General features: G+C 59.3%; 16 protein-coding genes. 8 read left to right on the top strand and 8 right to left on the bottom strand.

Translation table 11 applies throughout. The annotated features are described in order from the left end of the window. The first annotated feature begins 308 nt into the window (after positions 1–308). Positions 309–2,051: a PAS domain-containing protein gene (locus LB558_RS03945; RefSeq protein WP_224696315.1), complete on the top strand. Its 1,743-nt coding sequence runs from the start codon at positions 309–311 to the stop codon at positions 2,049–2,051. Here LB558_RS03945 and LB558_RS03940 read toward each other — a convergent pair. After that, a complete protein-coding gene (locus tag LB558_RS03940; RefSeq protein ID WP_224696314.1) occupies positions 2,044–2,718 on the bottom strand; it encodes a LuxR C-terminal-related transcriptional regulator in 675 nt (224 codons plus the stop codon). The two genes, LB558_RS03945 and LB558_RS03940, sit on opposite strands and share 8 nt — an antisense overlap. A gap of 508 nt (positions 2,719–3,226) precedes the next feature. Here LB558_RS03940 and LB558_RS03935 point away from each other — a divergent pair. The 7 genes from LB558_RS03935 (at position 3,227) to LB558_RS03905 (ending at position 10,202) form a co-directional block, all read left to right on the top strand. Beyond that, on the top strand, positions 3,227–3,949 hold the full coding sequence (locus tag LB558_RS03935; RefSeq protein WP_224696313.1) for a nucleotidyltransferase family protein: 723 nt from the start codon (positions 3,227–3,229) through the stop codon (positions 3,947–3,949). Between the two features lie 43 nt (positions 3,950–3,992). Beyond that, positions 3,993–5,129 (top strand): DegT/DnrJ/EryC1/StrS family aminotransferase, encoded by a 1,137-nt coding sequence (locus LB558_RS03930; protein ID WP_224696312.1) that lies wholly within the window; start codon positions 3,993–3,995, stop codon positions 5,127–5,129. Continuing rightward, positions 5,126–5,800 carry a sugar transferase gene (locus LB558_RS03925; RefSeq protein WP_224696311.1) on the top strand — a complete coding sequence of 225 codons (675 nt, stop codon included), beginning with the start codon at positions 5,126–5,128 and terminating at the stop codon, positions 5,798–5,800. The genes LB558_RS03930 and LB558_RS03925 overlap by 4 nt, the downstream gene beginning before the upstream one ends. A gap of 87 nt (positions 5,801–5,887) precedes the next feature. Beyond that, a complete protein-coding gene (locus LB558_RS03920) occupies positions 5,888–6,892 on the top strand; it encodes an SDR family NAD(P)-dependent oxidoreductase (protein WP_224696310.1) in 1,005 nt (334 codons plus the stop codon). Continuing rightward, on the top strand, positions 6,889–8,118 hold the full coding sequence (locus LB558_RS03915) for a hypothetical protein (RefSeq protein ID WP_224696309.1): 1,230 nt from the start codon (positions 6,889–6,891) through the stop codon (positions 8,116–8,118). Before LB558_RS03920 ends, LB558_RS03915 begins: the two co-directional genes overlap by 4 nt. Next, a complete protein-coding gene (locus tag LB558_RS03910) occupies positions 8,043–9,398 on the top strand; it encodes a polysaccharide biosynthesis/export family protein (protein ID WP_224696308.1) in 1,356 nt (451 codons plus the stop codon). The genes LB558_RS03915 and LB558_RS03910 overlap by 76 nt, the downstream gene beginning before the upstream one ends. 111 nt (positions 9,399–9,509) lie before the next feature. Beyond that, on the top strand, positions 9,510–10,202 hold the full coding sequence (locus LB558_RS03905; RefSeq protein ID WP_224696738.1) for a N5-glutamine methyltransferase family protein: 693 nt from the start codon (positions 9,510–9,512) through the stop codon (positions 10,200–10,202). A 55-nt stretch (positions 10,203–10,257) separates the two neighbouring features. On the opposite strand, the gene LB558_RS03900 is transcribed toward LB558_RS03905, so the two are convergent. From LB558_RS03900 to LB558_RS03870, 7 genes are all read right to left on the bottom strand, one after another. Further along, positions 10,258–10,524, bottom strand: coding sequence for an acyl carrier protein (locus LB558_RS03900; RefSeq protein ID WP_127294349.1), 267 nt, complete (start codon positions 10,522–10,524; stop codon positions 10,258–10,260). A 39-nt stretch (positions 10,525–10,563) separates the two neighbouring features. Then, positions 10,564–12,117: a class I adenylate-forming enzyme family protein gene (locus LB558_RS03895; RefSeq protein ID WP_224696307.1), complete on the bottom strand. Its 1,554-nt coding sequence runs from the start codon at positions 12,115–12,117 to the stop codon at positions 10,564–10,566. Continuing rightward, entirely contained in the window at positions 12,114–14,135 is a 2,022-nt protein-coding gene (asnB, locus tag LB558_RS03890) for an asparagine synthase (glutamine-hydrolyzing) (RefSeq protein ID WP_224696306.1), read from the bottom strand. Before asnB ends, LB558_RS03895 begins: the two co-directional genes overlap by 4 nt. Positions 14,136–14,138: 3 nt before the next feature. Then, positions 14,139–15,122, bottom strand: a complete 984-nt coding sequence (nadE, locus tag LB558_RS03885) for an NAD(+) synthase (protein WP_263494691.1) — start codon at positions 15,120–15,122, stop codon at positions 14,139–14,141. Continuing rightward, entirely contained in the window at positions 15,119–17,713 is a 2,595-nt protein-coding gene (locus tag LB558_RS03880; protein ID WP_224696304.1) for a non-ribosomal peptide synthetase, read from the bottom strand. The genes nadE and LB558_RS03880 overlap by 4 nt, the downstream gene beginning before the upstream one ends. A gap of 1,336 nt (positions 17,714–19,049) precedes the next feature. Further along, positions 19,050–19,643, bottom strand: a complete 594-nt coding sequence (locus LB558_RS03875) for a DJ-1/PfpI family protein (RefSeq protein WP_013533129.1) — start codon at positions 19,641–19,643, stop codon at positions 19,050–19,052. 73 nt (positions 19,644–19,716) lie between these two features. Continuing rightward, positions 19,717–20,667, bottom strand: a complete 951-nt coding sequence (locus tag LB558_RS03870) for a substrate-binding domain-containing protein (RefSeq protein ID WP_224696303.1) — start codon at positions 20,665–20,667, stop codon at positions 19,717–19,719. Positions 20,668–20,683: the final 16 nt, after the last annotated feature.

Below are 20,683 nucleotides of genomic sequence, written 5' to 3'. Positions count from 1 at the left end.
CCACCTTGCGTTCTCAAGACGGAGACGGGCTTTCCCCCGAAACTCCCATATTGGCGACCAAGAACTCCATCATCTTGCCTACCAACCAATGCCATTTTCTTACCTCCCGCAAAACGGCAACGCCTCCCAGTCAAAAGGAGGTTCCTTAAACATGTCAGTCAGGTCGCTTGGAGAGTTGCGGTCCGATCCGCCCCCGACATTGTACAAAATGCGCGCTACAATTCCGGGGAACAATCGTGCGGTCGGACTAGTCTGTACGCTTTTCGGTCTAATCTCGACGGACTAGTCAGAAGGTTATAGTCTGGCACATGCGTCTGCATTCGCTCAGTTTGCATCCGAACAGCTCAGGCAAGTTGCTAACCCACCTTGCCTCGATCTCGCTCCTGATCGCGACACTTGCGGTCGAGACAGCGCTGCCCACCTCCACGGCATACGACATTGGTTTTTCTGAGTTTGTTCCCACCATTATTGCCATCTCATATCTCGAAGATCGCCTGATCGCCCTTGCGGCAACGTTTGTGATGGTGGTCGTCGGCTTGTTGGCGCGGGATATCCTGCACAATCCAATCGACGTCGACGTTTGGATTCAGGCCATTCTGCTGCTGGTTGCAGGGGGGATGATCGCCCTGACTTTCCACCGGCAGAGGCAAGACTACCGCACCCTTTTGCAGGTTGCCGAGGATAGACTCGTGGCCTTAGAGGCAACCGAAAACAGCTATCGTTGGGCATTCGAACGTGCCGCCATTGGCTTTGCCAACATGAGCGAGAACGGAGAGTTGCAACGGTCCAACAAACGCCTTTGTGAGATGACAGGGTATGCCGAGGAGGAGCTTTCTAGTATGCCGCTCAGCGCACTCATCCATCCTGACGACAACCACACTTTGGCGGAAGCGTTGACTCGCCTCAAAGACACGACTTCGTTCGGCTCGGAAATCCGTTTCCGGAGAAAAGACGGCACGGTTTTGTGGACAAGACTGGCACTGTCTTTGGCCGTGCCAGCCGATGCTCTCCCTCAAACCATCTTTGTAGTAGTGGACGATATATCGGGAGAGCGAACCGCCCGTGAGGCACTCCGGGCTCAGAAGGAATGGTTGGACTTAGCGCTATCGTCCAGCCGGTTGGGAACATGGCGCATAGATTTCGAGAGCGGGTCCGTGAACGGCTCTGCCGCGTTCTGGGACATGATGGGACTGGCACCCGCGCCGAGCCGTCCATTGCAGGAATTGGCCGCGGTCGTTCACCCCGCCGACTTGCCGAATCTGACCACACCGGGAGAGCTAGCATCAGGCGCCAACTATGACGCGGAGATCCGCATCAGGCGAACTGGCGGGCATATCCGCTGGATTGCTCTTCGGGGACGGGACGAATTGCGCGATGGACGTGCACAGCGAATAGGGGTCGCCGCGGATCTCACCGATCGGCGCATAACCATTCTGCTGCGGGCTGCGGCAAAGAAGCGAGAGCGGGCCATGCTTGAACAACGCCATAGGCTCAACAATCTGTTTCCGGTGATCACGGCGCTTGTAAATATGGTTGGTGACCCCGACAACGATATCGCCCGTTATAAGCAGACATTGATCGAAAAAATCGGCGCACTCCAGGCGACGCATCTGCTTCTTTCACGCGATGGCAGCCTGTCGGCTTCCCTGCGCGACCTCATCGTTCAGGAGTTGCAGCCCTATATCGGGACGCACAACATTTCGATCAGTGGACCAGAGCTTAAAATGGCTGAGGGTTCGGCTGAGAGCTTCGCAATGATCGTTCACGAACTTACGACCAATTCCGTTAAGCATGGGGCTCTCGGCACTCCGGCGGGCCGGATCGAGGTCGTGTGGCAATTCGCAGCCCAGGAGCCCGGCGCCGACATAGTGTTTGAATGGTCGGAATCGGGAGAGCGCCGGGTCTTCACCTCGGCTCGGCGTGGTTTTGGGTCGTTGATCATTGGAGCCGACGGTGAGCCTATCGTGGGCCACTCTTCCAAGCTTGAGATGCAGGATCACGGACTGAAATATTCGGTCCGGCTGCCGCCAAAAGCAATCGGCGCTAGTTGATGTCTCTGGCGGCCCATGTCTTCAGCAAGACCGCGGCTTCCGTCCGATTTCGTGCCCCAAGTTCGCGCAGGACGGCGGCAGCATGAATCTTCGTCGTCGCTTCTGCAATTTCGAGAGAGCGGGCAATCTCTTTATTCGAGTAACCCTCGGCCATCAACCTGAGGACTTCCCTCTGTCTGGACGTAAGTCTGCCCAGATTGTTGACGCTGATGGTCCTGTGGGGCATTTGCGTGGGAGCCTCGGATGGAAGGCGTACCGATTCCTTAGACCTTTGTGAAAGAAGTGCCGGAACGTAAATACGGCCGGCCAGGATTTCGTTCACCGCCAGGAGCACCTCCTCGTCCGTTTGGGACTTTACGATATAGCCATGAAGCCCAATCGAAAGGGCAGTCAGAATCTCGGCGCGTGAATCCGTCCCCGAGACAATTGCAAACCGTGTGTCGGGATGAGCCGGTAAGACGTCGCGAAGATCATCCTGACCGGACAGTCCCGGCATGTTCAGGTCGATGATGGCGAGATCAACGGGCGCCTGATCTTCAAGCAGGCTTATGACGGTATCAAAACACGCCGCTTCGAATATTTCCAAGTCTGGAATGCCGGCTGTCAATGCCAGTCGCAGCCCACGGCGATACAAGCCGTGGTCATCGGCGATGATAATTCGATACATGAACCACCCACCTTTTGGCAGCCCGCATGTGTCCCTAGCTGCCGAAACCTCCCTTTGGATGGACTACACGGTGACCCAACACGGATCAGCCGCCCGCTGATCCCCCGTATGTCGACGCTCGCCGCCGCCCATCCGCACATATCAACCTGCTAATATAGCTTACAATCGCACACATTTCAGGGCCAGATAGCAAAGTGTTTTTTTCGTACGAACGATAGCGATGCCCTTCCGAGAAGGTCGCTACCGGCGCCGGGCATGCGCGCAGTAGTTGCCAATCGAGTGGCCACAGCTCCCCCGCTCTGATTGATCGCCCTGTCGCGCCCATGTCCTGCCAGCTGGAATATTGAATCAAAAGGCCGGGAAAGTGCCATTCAAATGCACGACGACGCCTTCCCGGGCGCCACTTACCATCGCTGCACTCCGGAGAGGCGAAACCAACACTGGCGTACCTTCCGGCCGGTGGGCTGGACCCATCACACCGCGACAGTCGTATCAATAGGAGGACGAGATGAAAGCGGTCATTCAGTGCGGTGGAATGGGAACACGCCTTCGGCCTTTCACATCCATCTTGCCCAAGCCTCTCATGCCGATCGGTGCTCGACCGGTTCTTGAATTGCTTTTGAAGTGGCTGCGACGGAACGGCATTCAGGAAGTCTACGTCACGACCGGCTATCTGGGGCACTTGATCCGCACCGTATGCGGAGACGGATCACAGTGGAACCTAAGGATACGCTATACTCAGGAGCTGGAACCTCTCGGCACTATTGGCCCGCTCTCCCTAATCAGGGAGGAACTGGACGAGCCGTTCATTGTTCTCAATGGGGACGTACTTACCGATCTCAGTCTCAGCCGGTTTGTGGCATCACATCGCGCTCACACGGATCCAGTCACCATAGCCACCGCTTCGCGCGTCATCAAGATGGACTTCGGCGTAATCGACGAGATCGACAATACTGTGAAGGTATTTCGTGAAAAACCGACGCTATCTCATCTCGTAAGCATGGGAATATATTGCATGAATCCAGACGTTTTCCGCTTTATCCCTGACGGAATCGCCTTCGGATTCGACGACCTCATGCTGCAGATGATGCAAAACGGCACGAATGTCCACGTCTACAAACATGACGGGCTTTGGCTGGATATCGGACGCGTTGAAGATTTTCAAAACGCACAAACCATCGCTTGGGAAGAGCAGTCCGCATCGATCGAGGTCTCGGCAGCGGCCGCTTAGGGCTGGGCTGAACGCTCGACCGCGCCAACATGAGGAGGTCGTAATGCTCTTGGTCAGCGCTCCTATTCTTGGCTTTCCGGAAAAGGCGGCCCTGGCCAAAGTTGTCGACAGTGGATGGCTGACGATGGGGGACCAGGTACGAGCCTTTGAAGAGGCCTTCGCGGCCGTGCATGATGCGGCCGATTGCGTTGCCGTCAGCTCTTGCACCGCCGCCCTGCATCTCATTCTCCATGCACTTGGGATCGGCCCCGGAGACGAAGTGCTGGTTCCCTCGCTGACCTTCGTGGCGACCGCGAATGCAGTGCTTTACGTGGGAGCAACACCGGTATTCGTCGACATAGAGTCGGCCGAAGTGCCACTGATGTCCCTAAGCGACGCGGAAGCCAAGTGCACCGGACGTACCAAGGCTGTCATTCTCGTCCATTTTGCCGGCTACCTCGCCGACCGGGAAGAATGGCAGAGATTTGCCCGTGTGCGAGGACTGCATATCGTCGAGGATGCCGCGCATGCTCCCGGCCTTAAGGAGGTGGGGACTTATGGTGCCGCCGCGGCCTTTAGCTTCTACGGCAACAAGAACATGACCACCGCGGAAGGTGGGGCCGTTATCGCCCGGGATGCACGGCTCCGTGAAGCGATCCGCCAGGCTCGCGGACATGGGATGACCAGTGGCACACATCAGCGGCTGAACAGCCGCACGCCGCAATACGATGTGACGATGCTCGGTTTCAATTATCGCATGGATGAATTGCGCGCCGCTATTGGCCTGGTCCAGCTTCAGAACCTGCAAGAATGGAATGAAATCCGGCGCATATTGGTCGTCCTTTATCGACGCCTGATCGCAGACTATTGCTCGGCCGTGACAGTCCCGTTCTGCAAACCGCGGACGTCGGCCTACCACATCATGCCTGTCCTCCTGCCACATGACGTCGACCGGCAAACGGTGATCGACCATCTGCGAACGAAGGGAATACAGACCACAATCCACTATACGCCCGTGCACCAGATGACGCTCTATCGCCAAATGTTCACTGAGATCCATCTCCCGAAGACCGAGGACTTCGCGCAGCGGGAGTTGACGATTCCACTGCACCCGCAAATTACGGCAAGTGCGATCGAGTCGGTGGTTGTTGCATTGGCCACCGCGATTGAAAGCAGCGGGCGTGCGGGAGCGGCGGCATGAACGCACTCGACGTGACGATGCATCGGCCCGCCGTAGCTGGCACCAGCCACGGAATTGCCAGACGCTCGATGGACATCATCCTCGCCGCAGCAGGGGGAATGGCACTCGCTCCACTGATGCTGCTGATTGCTGTTGCACTCTTTGTCGAAGGTGGTTGGCCCGTGCTTTTCGCACAGACGCGCCTGGGCGCTGGCGCAAAACCGTTTCGCATGTACAAGTTCCGCAAATTCAAGACGACGGCCGATCCTTTCGGCCTTGCGCTGACCATGAACGATGACAGCCGCATGACGCGAATAGGTCGTTTTCTCGCGGCAACGAAACTTGATGAGTTGCCCCAACTGTGGAACGTTTTCACGGGAGACATGGCAATTGTGGGCCCGCGGCCGGAAAGCCTTGCTTTCGCCGACTGTTTCCGCGGCGGCAATGAAGCTGTTCTACAGTGGAAGCCTGGCCTGCTCGGCCCCACCCAGGTTCTCTTCCGTCACGAAGCCTGTTTTTACCCGCCCTCCCTTGATCCGCTCCTGTTTTATCGAGAGGTCCTGTTCCCGGCCAAGGCAACGATCGACCTCGCCTACTACCCGCGGCGCACGATTGTATCGGACCTGGTCTGGATAATGCGAGGCTTCAGGGCGGTTTTCGGCGTGTCCCTGCCTCCCGCGGCAAGTGGGTAGAGTTGGCAAGTGAGGAGAGTTTGGCATGAATGGATTGTTGTTCGTTCGCCAGTTTGACGGCTCACACGATCGAAGGAGTGCACGGTCGTGAGCTATCACGGCAGGAAGGTCCTGGTCACGGGTGCGGATGGATTTATCGGATCCCATCTCACGGAAGCGCTGGTGCACGAAGGTGCCGATGTCACGGCCCTGGCCCTCTACAACTCGTTCGACAGCCATGGCTGGCTGGATGATTTGCCCGACCACGTTCGAAGCCAGTTGCAATGCATTCGAGGGGACGTTCGTGACAGCGCGTTCATCAACAGGATCGTGCGCGGCCAGGCGGTGGTGTTTCATCTGGCTGCGCTGATTGCGATTCCCTATTCCTACGCGGCTGCCCAATCCTATGTGGAAACCAATGTGCTGGGCACAGTGAATGTCCTTGAAGCGGCACGCCACTGGGAAACCGAGCGCATTGTGCATACGTCCACAAGCGAGGTTTATGGCACCGCCCTGACCATGCCGATCCACGAATCCCACCCGTTGCAGGGACAGTCCCCCTACTCTGCATCCAAGATCGGGGCGGACATGATGGCGGCGTCCTATGCCAGGTCGTTCGATGTGCCGGTGGTCATCCTGAGGCCGTTCAATACATACGGGCCGCGCCAGAGCGAGCGGGCCATCGTGCCGACCATCATAAGGCAGGCTCTGGACGAGAACTGTCCGGCGATCATGGTCGGCGACACCAGCCCTATTCGTGACCTTACCTTTGTGGAAGACACTGCGGCGGCATTTGTGGCGGCAGGGGCGGCCGAGCTTGAATTTGGCCGTGCCTACAATGCCGGCAGCCAGCGCGCCGTCAGTGTCTCGGACGTTTTGGAGTTGGTGCTCGAGTTGAGTGGCACCAGGAAACCGGTCCGCCGCGATGAGAGCCGGATGCGGCCGCAGAACTCCGAGGTTCGCGCGTTGCTCGCCGATTCCTCAAACCTTGAAAATAAAGTCGGATGGCGGGCACGTACGAGCCTGCGTGATGGTCTGGAAAGAACCATCGAGTGGTGGCGCTCGCGCCTCAGCGAAGGCCGCGTCCGGCGCGAAATGAGCTACATGACATGACCTTGCCGCGGCTCATACCAGCCATGCTGTTGATGGCCGCTCTGCTGGCGCTCCACACGGCCGGGAACCGGCCGAGCGGTGCGGCAGGCACGGAGCCGGCAATGGATCTGCCCGCTTATCTGAAACCTGCAACTGATCCGGCGACAGGGATCAGCTTTACTCGGATCACACAGCCCGGAGCTCTTGGCAACGGAATTGTCTGCGGCAAAATCTATTGCAGTCATCGTTACTCGAGCGCGCAAGCCTGGAATGCGGATCAGAGCCTCCTCGTCCTCATGAACGGCTGCAACGGCATGTGCTTCCTCGACGGGAAAACCTACCTCCCTTTGTTTCATCGCAACAAGTCGGGTGAGTGCGAATGGCGCCCTCGAAATGCGGAGCTAATGATCTGTGTCGACGGTCAAAAGATCTCGACCTGGGCACCCCGCACCAATCGTGAGGACATAGTATTTGCCGCAACGAAATATCGGGATCTCGAATTCGGCCCGTCCAAGGGAAATCCTAGTCGTGACGGCAACCGCATTGCCGTACGCGCGACCCGCGATGATGGAGCTGCCGTCGTCTTCGCATACGACATCGACCGGCGTCTGAAATACCCGGACATCGATCTCGCCCAAGTTGCCGGAACGACCAGTGCCTGCACCATTTCTCCGCTCGGAGAGAACATCCTGTGTTTCCAAAACCTGATCGACGGCACCGAGCAGCGAGCCATTTTCGCTGTCGACGGCACCCTGCGCCAGAGGTGGAAGGACCATCATCGGCCCGGCCATGGCGATTTGACCCTCGATGCGGATGGCAGCGAAATTTACGTCGGAACCAGCAAATCCGCTCCGGACGAATATCAGGTGATCAAGCGTCGGCTGTCCGATGGAAAGGTCACGTCGCTCACGAAGTACGGTGAGGCCGAGCATACGTCGCTGCGTGCTTTGGACAGGCCCGAATGGGCGTTTATAAGTTACGGGGGCAATCCTGATGAGGTTCGGAGCCATCCGAACTGGGCGCCATACACGCGCGAAGTGATCGCGCTGCGTGTCGACGGCCGTCAGGAGGTCCGACGCATCGTGCAGACGCGAAACATTCCGTTTGACTATTGGAGCGAGACACATGCCTCACCGTCCCCTGATGGGTCGCAAGTGATCTGGTCGAGCAATTGGGGAGTGCCTGGTGGGCCGATCTACGAATTCGTCGCCCATCTCGACTGGCCGCAGCAGCCGGGCTTGAATTAAAAGGGAGATTGCCATCAATGGCCTTCGTTAGCCGAATTTTCTTTGCAGCCCTTGCCGGCTGCCTGGTCCTGGATATCGCAGCCGCAGCTGAAGCGCCGGTCGCCTATAAGCTGTCGCCCGGCGATACGGTGGAGATAGGAATTGCCTCCATAGCGGAACGAACGCAACGCGCGATCGTCCAGATGGATGGCTCGATCGCGCTGCCCGAGTTCGGGATGATCCCGGTTGGCGGGCTGACGCCGGCCGAATTGCAGACACGCATGGAGGCGGTGCTGCCAACCAAAATAGTCCACCAGCGCCTGCCTGATGGCCGGGAGCAAATGATCGTCATCAAGCCGAGCGACGTCACGGCCGTGATCGCGGAATACCGCCCGATCTATGTGACTGGTGATGTGCTGACGCCAGGACAGCAGGCCTACCGACCACTCATGACTGTCCGGCAGGCAATTGCGGTCGCCGGCGGTATCAGCCTCCTGCGGTCGCGGGCAAGCCAAAGCGGACCTGATCCCGTTGATCTGCGACGCGACTACGAATCGATCTGGGGCGATTACATCCGGGACTATTTTCATGGCGCCCGCACCCGCGCCGAACTTCAGAACCAGGCAGAGTTTGACATGCAGCCGCCGCAAGGCTCGCCCCTGTCGAATGCATTGGTGTCGGCGGTGGCGCAGGCGGAAGCGGAAGGTCTCAAAATTTCACTGAACAATTTTCAACAGGAGCAAAGCTATCTCGACAAGGCCGCCAAGGATGCCGAGGCTCAGGTCGAGGTTCTGCTCAAGCGCGAGCAGACGGAAGCGGCCGCGGTGAAACAGGATGAGGACGATCTGGCGCGGGTCACCAAATCGTTCGAATCGGGCAACCTGACCAACAGCAGGCTCGCTGACGTCAGGCGTGCCGTGCTGATGTCGTCGAGCCGGGCGCTCGAGACCTCGGTCGAACTCATGAGAACGCGGCGCCAGCAGGAAGACTTCGTCAGGCAGCAGGAACGCAATGAAAATCAAAGAAGGATTGGCCTTCTGAACGAGTTGAGGGACACCGACCTTCGTCTCGCCGAGACCACTGCAAGGCTCCACGCAGCCAGCCAGAAGCTTCAGCCATCAGGGGCGTCCGCTCTTCCGCTGCCGGTCGCCGGCGAAACCTTTCAGGCGCGGATCACAATAACCGGTGGAGCCGGCGGCGCGTCGAGAGGTCGACCGGTCGACCAGGACACTGAGGTCGCGCCTGGAGACACCATCGAGGTGAGGTTCAGCAGTGAATTGCAGAGCGCGGCGATCCAGTAGTTGCGCGGACGTGAACCGAGCCCGAACCACGTGGTTGATGGCTCGCCTCACGGCGTGAAGACCGGGCGCCTGAGAAGTCAACAAGGGAAAAATCAAGAAAGCGGGTTTGCCGTGATTGGTGAAATAGATGTCGCCAGCGCCTACAGCACCGGCCGCACCGACTTCATGGGACTGAAGTTGGTTGTCGCGCCCGGCGTGCTCGTCCCTCGCCCGGAGACCGAACTGCTCGGCAGCGCCGCCCTCAATGTGCTGCGTGAACTTAATCGGCCGGTACCGCGTGTCGTGGACATGTGCTGCGGGGCGGGCAATCTCGCCTGCGCCATTGGATACAAGATCCCCACCGCGCGTGTCTGGGCGAGCGATGTAACTGACAGGTGTGTCGAAACCACCTGCCGGAATGTCGCCCATCTTGGCCTGGCCGGACGCATTTCGGTGCTGCAGGGCGACCTGTTCAATTCCTTCTCGGGTCTGGAACTCGAAGGCACGATCGATCTGGTCGTCTGCAACCCGCCTTATATCTCGGAGAAGCGGCTCGAAAATGACCGCGCGCATCTGATGGAGCTTGAACCACGTGAGGCCTTCGCTGCCGGGCCCTACGGCCTGAGCATTCATATGCGGGTGATCAAGGAGGCGCGGCGCTATCTGCGGCAAGGTGGGATGCTGCTTTTCGAGGTCGGGCTTGGCCAGGACCGGCAGGTCATGAGTTTGGTTGAGCGTTCCAAAGCCTACGAGAGCATTCGCACGGTTGCGAACAAAGCCGGTGAAGCCAGGGTGGTTTGTGCACGGGCCAAAGCGCCAGCGTGAGCTGCGCCATGGGTGTGCGCTCGGCGGGGGAGACGCCTTAAACCTAGCCCGGCGATCAGTTTTCCTTGCTGACCACGTAACGTGCAATTCCCTGGATGGAATCGAAATTCTCAGGCAGAAGTTCACTGTCCTCGACGGTGATGCCGAATGTCTCCTCGACGAAGCCGATAACTTCAAGCACTCCAGTCGAGTCTATGATGCCCTGGTCGAGCAACGACGTTTCAATTTCCAGCGCACGCGGGTCGGCCACGTAGAAGTTTGAGGCCAGAAAGGCGCGGATTTGATCGCTGTAGGTGTCAATTCTGTTGTTCGTGCTCAGCATTGAATTGGCCTCCGATCCAAATGATTTCCGTGAATCGCATTATGACAACGCTATTTTCTTGAGCTTGCCGGTGTCCGTCATCGGCAGACTGGACACAATGTGGATGGACTTCGGAATCATGAAGTTTTCCAACCGCTTCTGACATTCCATCCGCAGCTGCTTTTCGCCCATGATCGTTCCTTGCTCCATGACGACAAACGCTTTCACTGCTTGCCCCAGCAGGTCGTCGGGAACTCCGACAACCGCGGCTTCCCGTACTCCCGGGATTTCCATCAGCACATTTTCGACTTCCTTAGGCGCCACCTTTTCTCCCCGCGATTTTATGATCTCATCGCTGCGGCCGACAAAATAGAGGTACCCTTCCTCGTCCATTCGGCAGTAGTCGCCGGTGTACAGAACCTGCTCGCCGGGCAAAGGGCCAGGCTTGAGCTTCCTCGCGGTGGCCTCCGGCTTACCCCAGTAGCCCTTCATGACTGTTGCCCCGCGAATGACCAACTGGCCGACGACATCGGGACCGACCTTTCGGTCATCCTCATCGACAATCCACATTTCGGTGTTCGGGATGGCGATCCCCACGCTCAAGGGTTTTCGAGCAAGATCGTCCGGCGGAAGATAGGTGCAGCGTTTGCATTCGGTCAGGCCGTACATCGAATAGATGCGGGCGTCGGCAAACAGCTCCTGGAGCAGGCGAATGTGCTTGAGCGGCAGGGCCGCGGCCGTGTTCGTGACATACCTTATGCTTGCAAAATCATTTGCCTTCAGCGTCTTGAGATCCGACAGCGCGGCAAAGATGGTTGGCACGCCGGGGAAGCCTGTAACTCTCTCCCTTTCAATGACCGCAAGTATCTGTGCGGGGAAGGCAAACGAGCGCTCGAGGACCAACCGCGCCCCGGTACGGAATGCCATTATCATCTGATAGAGGCCGTAATCGAAGGCCAGGGGCAAGACATTGAGGATCACGTCGTCTTCGCCAAGTTCAAGGTACGAAGCAATCGACGTGCATGCTGTCATCATGTTCCTGTGCGTCAGCATCACGCCTTTGGGTTCGCCGGTCGAGCCCGACGTGTAGATGATGGCTGCGAGATCGATATCGATGCGGCGGCGGGCCGGCGCTTTGCCGTGGCTGGCAGCCGCCTCATTCCAGCGCACGGCATGCGGCAATTCCCGAAGTTCGGCGTCGTCCACCGGACCGGAGACGATGAGCCGCCGCAGCGACGGACAGTTACGCGCCGGCTCAGTAAAGATCGGCTGCAAATGTTTGTCGGTGATCAATGCTGCCGGAAGGCAATCGTTGAGCAAATACCCCAGCTTGTCGCTCTTGGTGAGCGGATTGACGACGCATACAACGGCGCTCGCCTTGAGAACCGCCCAGAAGCTGACCACGGTCTCGACGGTGTTGTCGGCGAAGATCATGACGCGGTCGCCGGGGGTGATCCCGGACGCGACAAGATGACAGGCGACCGCGCTGGAACGTGCCTCAAGCTCGTCATAGGTGAGCCGATGTTCGCCGCACACCAGCGCCATCTTGTCGCCGAGCCGGCCGGCCGAATGGCTGAGGTAATCGTCCAGCAGAGGTACGGCGCCATGCATCATACCAGCACCTCTTCCCTGTGCAGGTGATCGACATCTATCCTGAGGTCGACCGCACGCCCACTCGATGGGCGGCTTGCGACAAACTGCTGATGGAGGAGCTGCGTCGACAGCACGCCGACCAACGCCATGTTGTCCGAGTTGGACAGATCGCCATCGCCGGTCTTGGCAGCGCATTTGCCCAGCAGGCGCGCGACCGAGTTCGGATCAAAGACATTCGCCGCGCGCAGCGCAGTCTCCGAGAGTGCTTCGCGGACATAGGCGGGTGCGCCATCGCCCGTGAAGCAAAGTGCGTTGGGCGCCCGGTAGGGTTGCTTCTTGCGGGCCACGATTTCCGCGGGCACGATTGATTTCGCCACACGTTTCAGCACGTGTTTCTCATCCAGAATGCGCAGCTTGTAGTCGGCCGGAAGCGAATTCGCCAAGGCCACGAGCTTATCGTCCAGGAACGGGAAGCGCCCCTCGACCGAGTGGGCCATCAGCATCCTGTCTCCTTGCGAGGAAAGCAGGTAGCCCGACATCAGCGTCCTGATCTCAAGGTACTGGTCCTGCGCGAGAGGACCCCATCGTTGGAACTCTTCGGGCAGGCGGCCGAGCAGGTCCGCCACCGCGTTGTGGCGCGCCGCTTCGGCGTGCATGTCGGCCGAGAACAGCCGTTTGATGGCGCTGGTGGTGCGCCAGCGGGTGTCATGCGCGAAGCCGGGAGCGCCAAATGCATGGATACCGTGTCCGAAGAACTGGCGCGCCATCGCCTGCTGCTTGACCGGCGAGCGGCTCAGATAAGGGTAGAGACGTTCCAGCAGTCGCGCGCGGCGGGCGGATGTGGGCTGCCGTCCCCAGAAGCGGCGGACCTTGCCTTCACGGAACAGGTCGTAGCCGGCGAACATCTCGTCGGCTCCTTCGCCGGTCAGCACGACCTTGATGCCATGTTCGCGCACCAGCCTCGAGAGAAGGAACAACGGCGCCGGCGCGGTCCTGAGAATTGGACGCTCGGCGTGACGGATCACATCTGGGAAAATGTCGGCGATGTCACCGCGCGAAACCATCACCTCGTGGTGCTCGCCGCCGCTCGCACCGGCAACCAGCCGCTGGTAACGGGTTTCATCATATTCGGCGTCAGCAAAACGCAACGAGAAGGTCTGGAACGGCGCGCCGGCGAAGCGCCTCCCGAGCATGGCGACAAGCGAGCTGTCGAGCCCGCCGGAGAGGTAGCAGCCGACCGGCACATCCGCCTTCACCATTCTAAGCGCCGTCGCGGCCTGCAAGGCGCTGCGCACTTCGTCCACCGCATCGTCCAGTGAGCCCGTGAAGGTGCCGTGGGCCGGGTCCGCGATCTCGGGATAGCAAGGTTTCCAGAAAGCGTGCTCACGAACGCTGCCATTGTCGTAGATGCGTACATGGCCGGGGGTAAGTTCCTTTACTCCCTGAAATACGCCTTGCGGCGGTACGACCGTCCAGAGCGTGAAGGTCTGGTCGACGCCCGCCGGATCGAAGGCCCGCGGTATCGCGGGGTCGGCTGCGAAAATTGCCTTCACTTCGCTGGCGAAGTGAAGGCGGCCAGCGTGTTCGCACAAATGCAGGGGGCAGATGCCGAACCGGTCGCGCGACAGGACGAGGCGGCCTGTCAACGAGTCCCAGATGGCAAGTGCCCACTGCCCGTTCAGCCGCTCGAACGCAGCCACGCCCCAGGCGCGGTAGGCGTGCACGACGACCTCCGTATCGCTGCGGGTGCGGAAACGATGTCCCAGAGCCATGAGTTGTTCACGCAGCTCGACGTAGTTGAAGATCTCGCCGTTGAACACGATCCAGGTGGTATCGCCTGTGTCGGCGAGGGGCTGCTGCCCGGTCGAGAGATCGATGACCGACAGGCGGGTATGCGCCAGTCCCGCCCGCCTATCGCGGTAAAGGCCGCTCTCGTCTGGGCCTCGATGGGAGAGCGCGGCTGCCATTCGTAGAAGCGCGGCTCGTGAAGGAGGCTCCGCAGCCGCGTTCAGCGCCACAATTCCGGCGATGCCGCACATGGGTCAATCCCTGTCCATCGCAGCGGACAGCAGCGGCCGTGCGTGAAGGTAGCGTGCGGCGCGGCGTTTGCTGACGATATCCTTATAGACCTTCTCGACTTGCTCGGCCGTGAGGCCGGCGGCGGCGGCAACCACGCCGGCCGAGATTCCGTGATTCATGCCGTAGAGGCACAAATCCATCAGTTGATAGGGCAAGGCGAAGTAGAATTCCTCCTGGGTTTGCGCCATGGAAAACGTATCCGTGGTCGGCGGCCTTGTTCGGACCTCCTTGTCAATACCGAGATATTCCGCCAGTTGGTAAACCTGGGTCTTGTAGAGATGTACGATAGGCATCACGTCGGCGACGCCGTCGCCCTGCTTGACGAAGAAGCCCTGATCATATTCGAGCCGGTTTGGCGTGCCTGCCACTGCATAGTTGAGGCGGTCCGCATGATAGTATTCAGTCATCTTGCGAACCCGCTGCTTGTAGTTGGTTGCAGCGACAATCTGCAGGTAAGCCGCCGGCGACAGACGCACGGTGTCGATCTTTCCGTCCGGATCCTCGACCGTAAGGCGCGTGATATTGAGGCCGCTGCTCTCCAGCACCGATGCCATGACCAGCTTACATTTCCAGCCTTCGCCATATCCAGGGACGGCAGTTCGAATGGCCTCCATCTGTCGGGCGTAGGCGCCGATGCCCTCGAGCGCCGGCTGTATATCTTCAAGGATTGTGTCGATGCCAAGCTGCCCAGCGACGCTGCGGCCAAGCCTCAACGAGTCGCCGGACGAATCGCGCTCCGGCATGAACAGGCCCAGTACCTTATCCCTGCCGAACGCCCGTGCGCACAGCGTTGCGACGACCGAACTGTCGATGCCTCCGGAGAGCCCGACGACCACTCCGCGACGCCGTTGTGTGCCGAGAACCTGTTCGCGCAAGGTCTCGACGATGCGATCGATCTCCAGCCGGGCATCGAGCGCCAGCACGTCGCTGCTGAATTCGCCGATCAGGTCGATGACACTGCCTCCTGTTTGCGTGACTCGATTGAAGAGTAGGTCTCAGTCACAGCGTTTTCGATGAGCGGGCGATTGACGGTCAAATGAGGCTCCACGACCATGTCGATGTGGGTGCCGGCGATCGGAATGACGTCCAGATGGACGAATGCCCGATCCCACCCAAGTGCAAGCGGCATTCCGGGCCGCGCGCAACGGAACAAGGTGCCGGTGATCGGCAGTATCGGCCTGGGTTCTGTCAGCCATTGGAAGAAGGCGCGCGCCCGCAGAACTTCCTGTAATTCCAGTTTGGTTCTGAAGCTCGTCGGGTTGAACTGACCCTCGGCATGGCGGTCGAGGAAGCTGGCAAGCCGGGATTCGCAGTGCATTTTGACCGCGACCTTGGCAAGCGCGCGGCACGCCACCCGACTAGCGGATATACGATTGGTTCGAATCCGGTGAAATGTCCGGGTAATGGTCTCCCAACGCTTGCTGCGCTCGCCAACCAGGCTGGTATCCAGAATGCCCGTGAACGCTACCGCTCGCCCTTGATCAAGCAGACGCGCGGCAACCTCAAAAGCGACCGCTCCTCCGAGCGAGTGACCAAGCAGGCGAACACAGCCGGTCGGCTGCACGCGGTTGATATGATCGATTGCAGCTTCGACCATTGCGGCGACAGTGTTCTGACCTTGCAGGATCATGCCCAGGGCGGGATATCTGATGGGAGACACCCTGGCGACCTTGCTTATTGCTGATGCGAACGAAGCAAGGCTCGGACCATAGCCGACCGACCCGGGGAAAAGGAAAAGCAGCGGAGGCTCATGTTTCCAAGCGGGCGAATGCTCGCCGCCTCCTTGAGCGGAAATGACCGCTGCAACCATCTCATCGAAGCTCATTCCAACCGTGAAGGCTTCCAATCCGAGCTCCTGCCCGATCGCGCTTTCGATTTCCATGACGCAATGCAGCAGCTTCAGCGAATCCCCCCCCGCTTCATCCCAGCAGCCCAGGGCGACCCGCGTCTTGAGGACCTTGGTCCAGGCACGCCGTACGATCTGATGAGCAGGAACTTCATTTCGCGCATGGGGGATTTGCGGTGGGGGCGTTGTTTCCCGAACCGAAAGGTCGATTGCAGCCAGCATTGCCATATCGATCTTTCCGCTGGCCAGTCGCGGTATCTCGGCGCTTGCATGGAGCCGCAGCGGGCAAAGCGCCGGCGGCAATTTTGTCCTGGCAAGTTGGCGCAGCTCGTCGCAAAAACCGGCTCCCTCCCCGCCGTGCGGTACGGCGAACGCAACCAGTTCATTGGCCGGAGTGACGATGACCACGGCATCCTTCACCGACGGCGCGCCACGCAGAACCCGTTCGAGTTCGGCCGGCTCAACGCGCCGTCCATTGACCTTTATCTGGCGCCCTTTGCGACCGATGATCCGCAACAGGCCATCACTGCCAATTTGCACAAGATCGCCCGTCGCAAAGACGCGAACCGTCTGGTCTTCGGGATCTGCTTCAAACGGAACAACAGCCCCGTCTTCCCAATATCCAAGCGCGACATACGGGCTTCTGATCCACAGTTCTCCGATCTTGCCGGGCTGAACCGGATAACCCTCTTCATCGACCACCGCGAAGCTGATTCCCGGAAGCAGCCAACCGACGGGAGCTGAAGAATCGAATTCCGGCCAATCGTGCGGCAAGAACCACTGCGATCCAGTCGTTTCCGTCGATGAATAGCCGATCTGCACCAGGCAATTTGGCGGGACAGCCTTGCGCACGAGGCGGATGTCGGCCGACGACACCTTCTCGCCTCCAATTCGGGCAACCCTGAGCGAACCAAAGGCGTCCGCGGGCTCATCCGCCAGGAGAGCGCGAAGCAGTGCCGGCACCAGATAGGTGATCGTCACGCCTTCCGACTGCATACGGCCGCGAACCGCGCGCAGGCCAACGGCTTCGACCTCCACAAGCTGCAACGTGGCACCCGTGAGAAGAGCGGCAAGGATTTCCCGACAACCGGCGATGGTTGCCGGGCCGGTCAGGGGCAGGAAAACATCCTGTGCATTGATGTGGCACGCGTCGACATATTGCTGCACTCGGCACAGCAAGCTCCGCTGGCTGTTGACAATCCCCTTGGGACGGCCCGTGCTGCCGGAGGTATAAAGCACGATTGCCGGTGCATCGACAGAAACGATACGGTGTGCGGCTGGACGAGGCGTTGCCTGCAACGATTGCGCCATCTCGATCCGGGCAACGTGCTGGGGCAGATCAAGGCCGTGGATGCCTTTGTCGCCAATTATGGCGGAGAGCCTCGCGTCGGCGACGATTTCGTTGATGCGCGAGTCCGGATCTCGCACGTTAAGCGGCACTGACGGTCGGCCGGATGCCATGCTGGCCAGCATCGCAACGGTGTACCAGACCGAGTTGGCCTGAAGTATTCCAACCGCATTTCCGTCGGGAACCACGGCTTCAATCCAGCCGGCCAATGTCTCGACCGCCCGAAAAAGCTCGGAATAGGTCAATCGGTTGGTGCCGTCGCTGGCGGCTAATTTTTCGGAATAACGCCCGGCGATTTCCCTCAGATGATCAAAGACAGGGACGTCGGCGAAGCCGGTTCCCATCCGTTGATGCAGACGTAGAACAGGCCCGCCATGGTCAAGAGCATGATCGGGAGCTTTTGACCATCGACAAGAGACCACCGCTTGGTAGTCAGCCTGCACCGTTTGAATCGCCCTAGAAGATTCTAAATGCGCCAGAGACATAAGGGCCCCACGCTAGGATTGTTGCCGCTTATCGCCCCGCGGCATGATCTTTTCATCAATCATTCGGATGATGCGCGAAGCGGTCTTGATCGCTTGAATCATTCGAGGTTGAGCATGCCAGCCTGCGCTCGCTCGGCTGTGCTACCTTACCGCAGTGTCGGGCTGTGCGCTGCCGTCCGCTTCGCCAGTGCCTGAAACGAAGCAGTATGCGAATACTTCCCCTCCAAGCTCATCCGTGACACGAACCCAATTGTTTTCCCATATCCGCAGGGTAACCTGGCGTCCCGTTGACATAGTCGCCGCCGTGAACGGGCTGGACGCATTGACATTACTCGCCGCGACCACGTCGTCCCCCTCCATTTGTTCCACCAGATATGTTTGCATCACTGCTCCTGACTGCAGGGCATGGCCGGTCAATTGCGTGTAGCTGGAGGCATGAACTCCCAACCGCGGGGAACGGATTTCGTTCCATGCCACAGGCACCACTATGCCGGCAGTCAGCGCTCAGCCCCCCTGGCAGGACCGTAGCCCTAGCCGCTGAATGACTTGGTCAGGACTGAGCTATGTTTTGGCGGAGATGGACCCTCGCGCGGCGAAGCCGCATACTTCTGGAATAGTGCAATCTTGTCGGGATAGGTAATCCGGATTTCGCTGTGACACCCCTCACAGCGATATTTGGATGCAACCTGGAACCAACGCCCGGGTTTCAGCAGAGCCAATCCGCAACGCGGACATTTGAATGTCATTTCAAGAGGGCATAGATTCTGACACAGCGGCATTTCGCAACTTCCATAAGGGATGCCTAATGCTAGGCAACGACAGCCGGCTGAAATCGTTCCTGGACGTCGTTCTTTTCGTCAGGCCGATGACCAACCCCAGACGCCAGGAGATTATTGGGTTATCCGCGATGCCAGATTCACTGGCGCAGGCCTGAACTCAAACGCACCACGATTACTGGTGGCGTCGCGCCGTTGCAGCTGTTGAGTGGTGCCAGGAACTTGAAATCTGAACGAGCAAAGCCCGGAGCGCCTCACTGCGTGGGCAGGACGAAAAGCGGCCAACCAGGCGGCAATCCTCGAGCATCTCGCCTATATCGTTGCGCTCGGCAGCCGCGATCCCGACCGAATTGATGGATATGGAGGCGCTGTTGAAGGGAACCGACGCATTCCTTGGCGAATGCGTCGGTTCCAGAAGCTTATGCGTGGCGGATTTCCGTTCCCAGCACCTTCAAACATTCGCGGATGAACGCAGCAAGCGCCGTCCAGCCTTTGGCCGAAACCATTGTCCCGTCCACATAGGCCTCGGTCGGCGACAGGTCGATATAGGTGCCACCCGCCAGTGTCACCTCAGGCTCGCAGGCGCCGAGTGCTGCGACCTTCTTGCCACGCACCACGCCGTCGACAGCGATCAGGATCTGCACACCGTGGCAGATAGTGAAGATCGGCTTCTTGGCCTCGTGAAAATGGCGCACGATCGCCTGCACGCGCTTGTCGGTGCGGATGTATTCGGGGCCGCGGCCGCCCGCGCAGTAGACGGCATGATATTGATCGAGCTGCCTCTCGGCTTCCGAGAAAGTCTTGTTGATCAGCGCATAGTGGCCGAGCTTTTCGGTGTAGGTCTGGTCGCCCTCGAAGTCGTGCAGCGAGGTCTTGATCAGATCTCCGGCGTTCTTGTCCGGGCATACCACGTGGATGGTGTGACCTACGGCTTCCATCGCCTGCTGATAGACAAAGATTTCGTATTCTTCGGTGAACTCACCGGTCAGCATCAGTATCTTTTTGCCTGGCATGGCTCTTCCTCTCAGTGTTTTGAGCTACGCAAGGCGCAGACCGCGCCCTGCCTTTCGGTGAAATCGGATAGGGTCAGAATGGCGAGTCCGGGAAATAGTATTCCTTGGCGTTGGCCTGGGTGATCAACGGCGCGTCGAGCTTGACGGTGCCACGGACGGGTGCCTGGCCGATCAGGTTCGCAACGGTCATGTAGATCGCGGTCTTGATCATCGACGGCGGATATGGCGTCTCGACCGGCGTCATGGCGTCGCCGTCGATCACTTTCTTGACGATGTCCTTCATGCCGTTGCCACCGAGCGCTAGCTTGATATCGGTCCGGCCCGACTGCTTGACCGCCTCGAGCACGCCAAGCAGCATGTCGTCGTCATTGGCCCACACCGCATCGATACGCGGGTACTTGGCCAGATAGTCCTGCATCAGCTTGAAGGCTTCGTCGCTGTTCCAATGCGCGTACTGGATGTCGAGGACTTTCAGATCAGTGCCCTTGATCGTGTCCTGAAAGCCCTTGATGCGCTCGTCGTCGATGACGGTCGGAATGCCGCGCAGCACAACGACGTCGCCCTTGCCGCCGAGCTTGTCGATCATGAACTTGGCTGTGTTGGTGCCAACCGCGATATTGTCGCCGGCGAGGTAAAGATCCTGGACGGAGGCGTCAGTCAGACCGCGATCGACGACGGTGATGAACGTGCCCATGTCCTTAATGGCCTTGACCGGCTGAGTCAGCTCTTCCGAGCTGTAAGGCAGGATCACCAAGGCGTCCAGCTTGCGGCTGGCCGACAGGTCCTCAAGCGCGCTGACCTGCTCCGCCGCGGACGGCGACGTCTTCACGACCACTTCGACGTTCGGGAACGCCGCGTTGATTTCCTTGGCCGCCGCTTGTGCGTGATAGACGATGCCGGCCGTCCAACCGTGATCAGCTGCCGGTATCGACACCGCGATGACCTTCTTGTCTTGCGCCATCGCCTGGCCGGCCAGCAGCAGCGCGCCAAGTGTCGCCGCCGCAATCCATTTTCTACTGAACATTGTCTTCTCCCTTGGA

It is taken from the genome of Mesorhizobium sp. CO1-1-8, from assembly GCF_020164875.1.
Taxonomy (GTDB): Bacteria; Pseudomonadota; Alphaproteobacteria; order Rhizobiales; family Rhizobiaceae; genus Mesorhizobium.
This window is presented reverse-complemented; position numbering and strand designations above follow the sequence as displayed.

Excerpts from the sequence above, each read along its gene's own strand:
- LB558_RS03945 (WP_224696315.1), top strand. The coding sequence starts at position 309 with ATGCGTCTGCATTCGCTCAGTTTGCATCCGAACAGCTCAGGCAAGTTG.
- LB558_RS03940 (WP_224696314.1), bottom strand. The coding sequence starts at position 2,718 with ATGTATCGAATTATCATCGCCGATGACCACGGCTTGTATCGCCGTGGG.
- LB558_RS03935 (WP_224696313.1), top strand. The coding sequence starts at position 3,227 with ATGAAAGCGGTCATTCAGTGCGGTGGAATGGGAACACGCCTTCGGCCT.
- LB558_RS03930 (WP_224696312.1), top strand. The coding sequence starts at position 3,993 with ATGCTCTTGGTCAGCGCTCCTATTCTTGGCTTTCCGGAAAAGGCGGCC.
- LB558_RS03925 (WP_224696311.1), top strand. The coding sequence starts at position 5,126 with ATGAACGCACTCGACGTGACGATGCATCGGCCCGCCGTAGCTGGCACC.
- LB558_RS03915 (WP_224696309.1), top strand. The coding sequence starts at position 6,889 with ATGACCTTGCCGCGGCTCATACCAGCCATGCTGTTGATGGCCGCTCTG.
- LB558_RS03900 (WP_127294349.1), bottom strand. The coding sequence starts at position 10,524 with ATGCTGAGCACGAACAACAGAATTGACACCTACAGCGATCAAATCCGC.
- LB558_RS03895 (WP_224696307.1), bottom strand. The coding sequence starts at position 12,117 with ATGATGCATGGCGCCGTACCTCTGCTGGACGATTACCTCAGCCATTCG.
- asnB (WP_224696306.1), bottom strand. The coding sequence starts at position 14,135 with ATGTGCGGCATCGCCGGAATTGTGGCGCTGAACGCGGCTGCGGAGCCT.
- LB558_RS03880 (WP_224696304.1), bottom strand. The coding sequence starts at position 17,713 with ATGGGAACCGGCTTCGCCGACGTCCCTGTCTTTGATCATCTGAGGGAA.
- LB558_RS03875 (WP_013533129.1), bottom strand. The coding sequence starts at position 19,643 with ATGCCAGGCAAAAAGATACTGATGCTGACCGGTGAGTTCACCGAAGAA.
- LB558_RS03870 (WP_224696303.1), bottom strand. The coding sequence starts at position 20,667 with ATGTTCAGTAGAAAATGGATTGCGGCGGCGACACTTGGCGCGCTGCTG.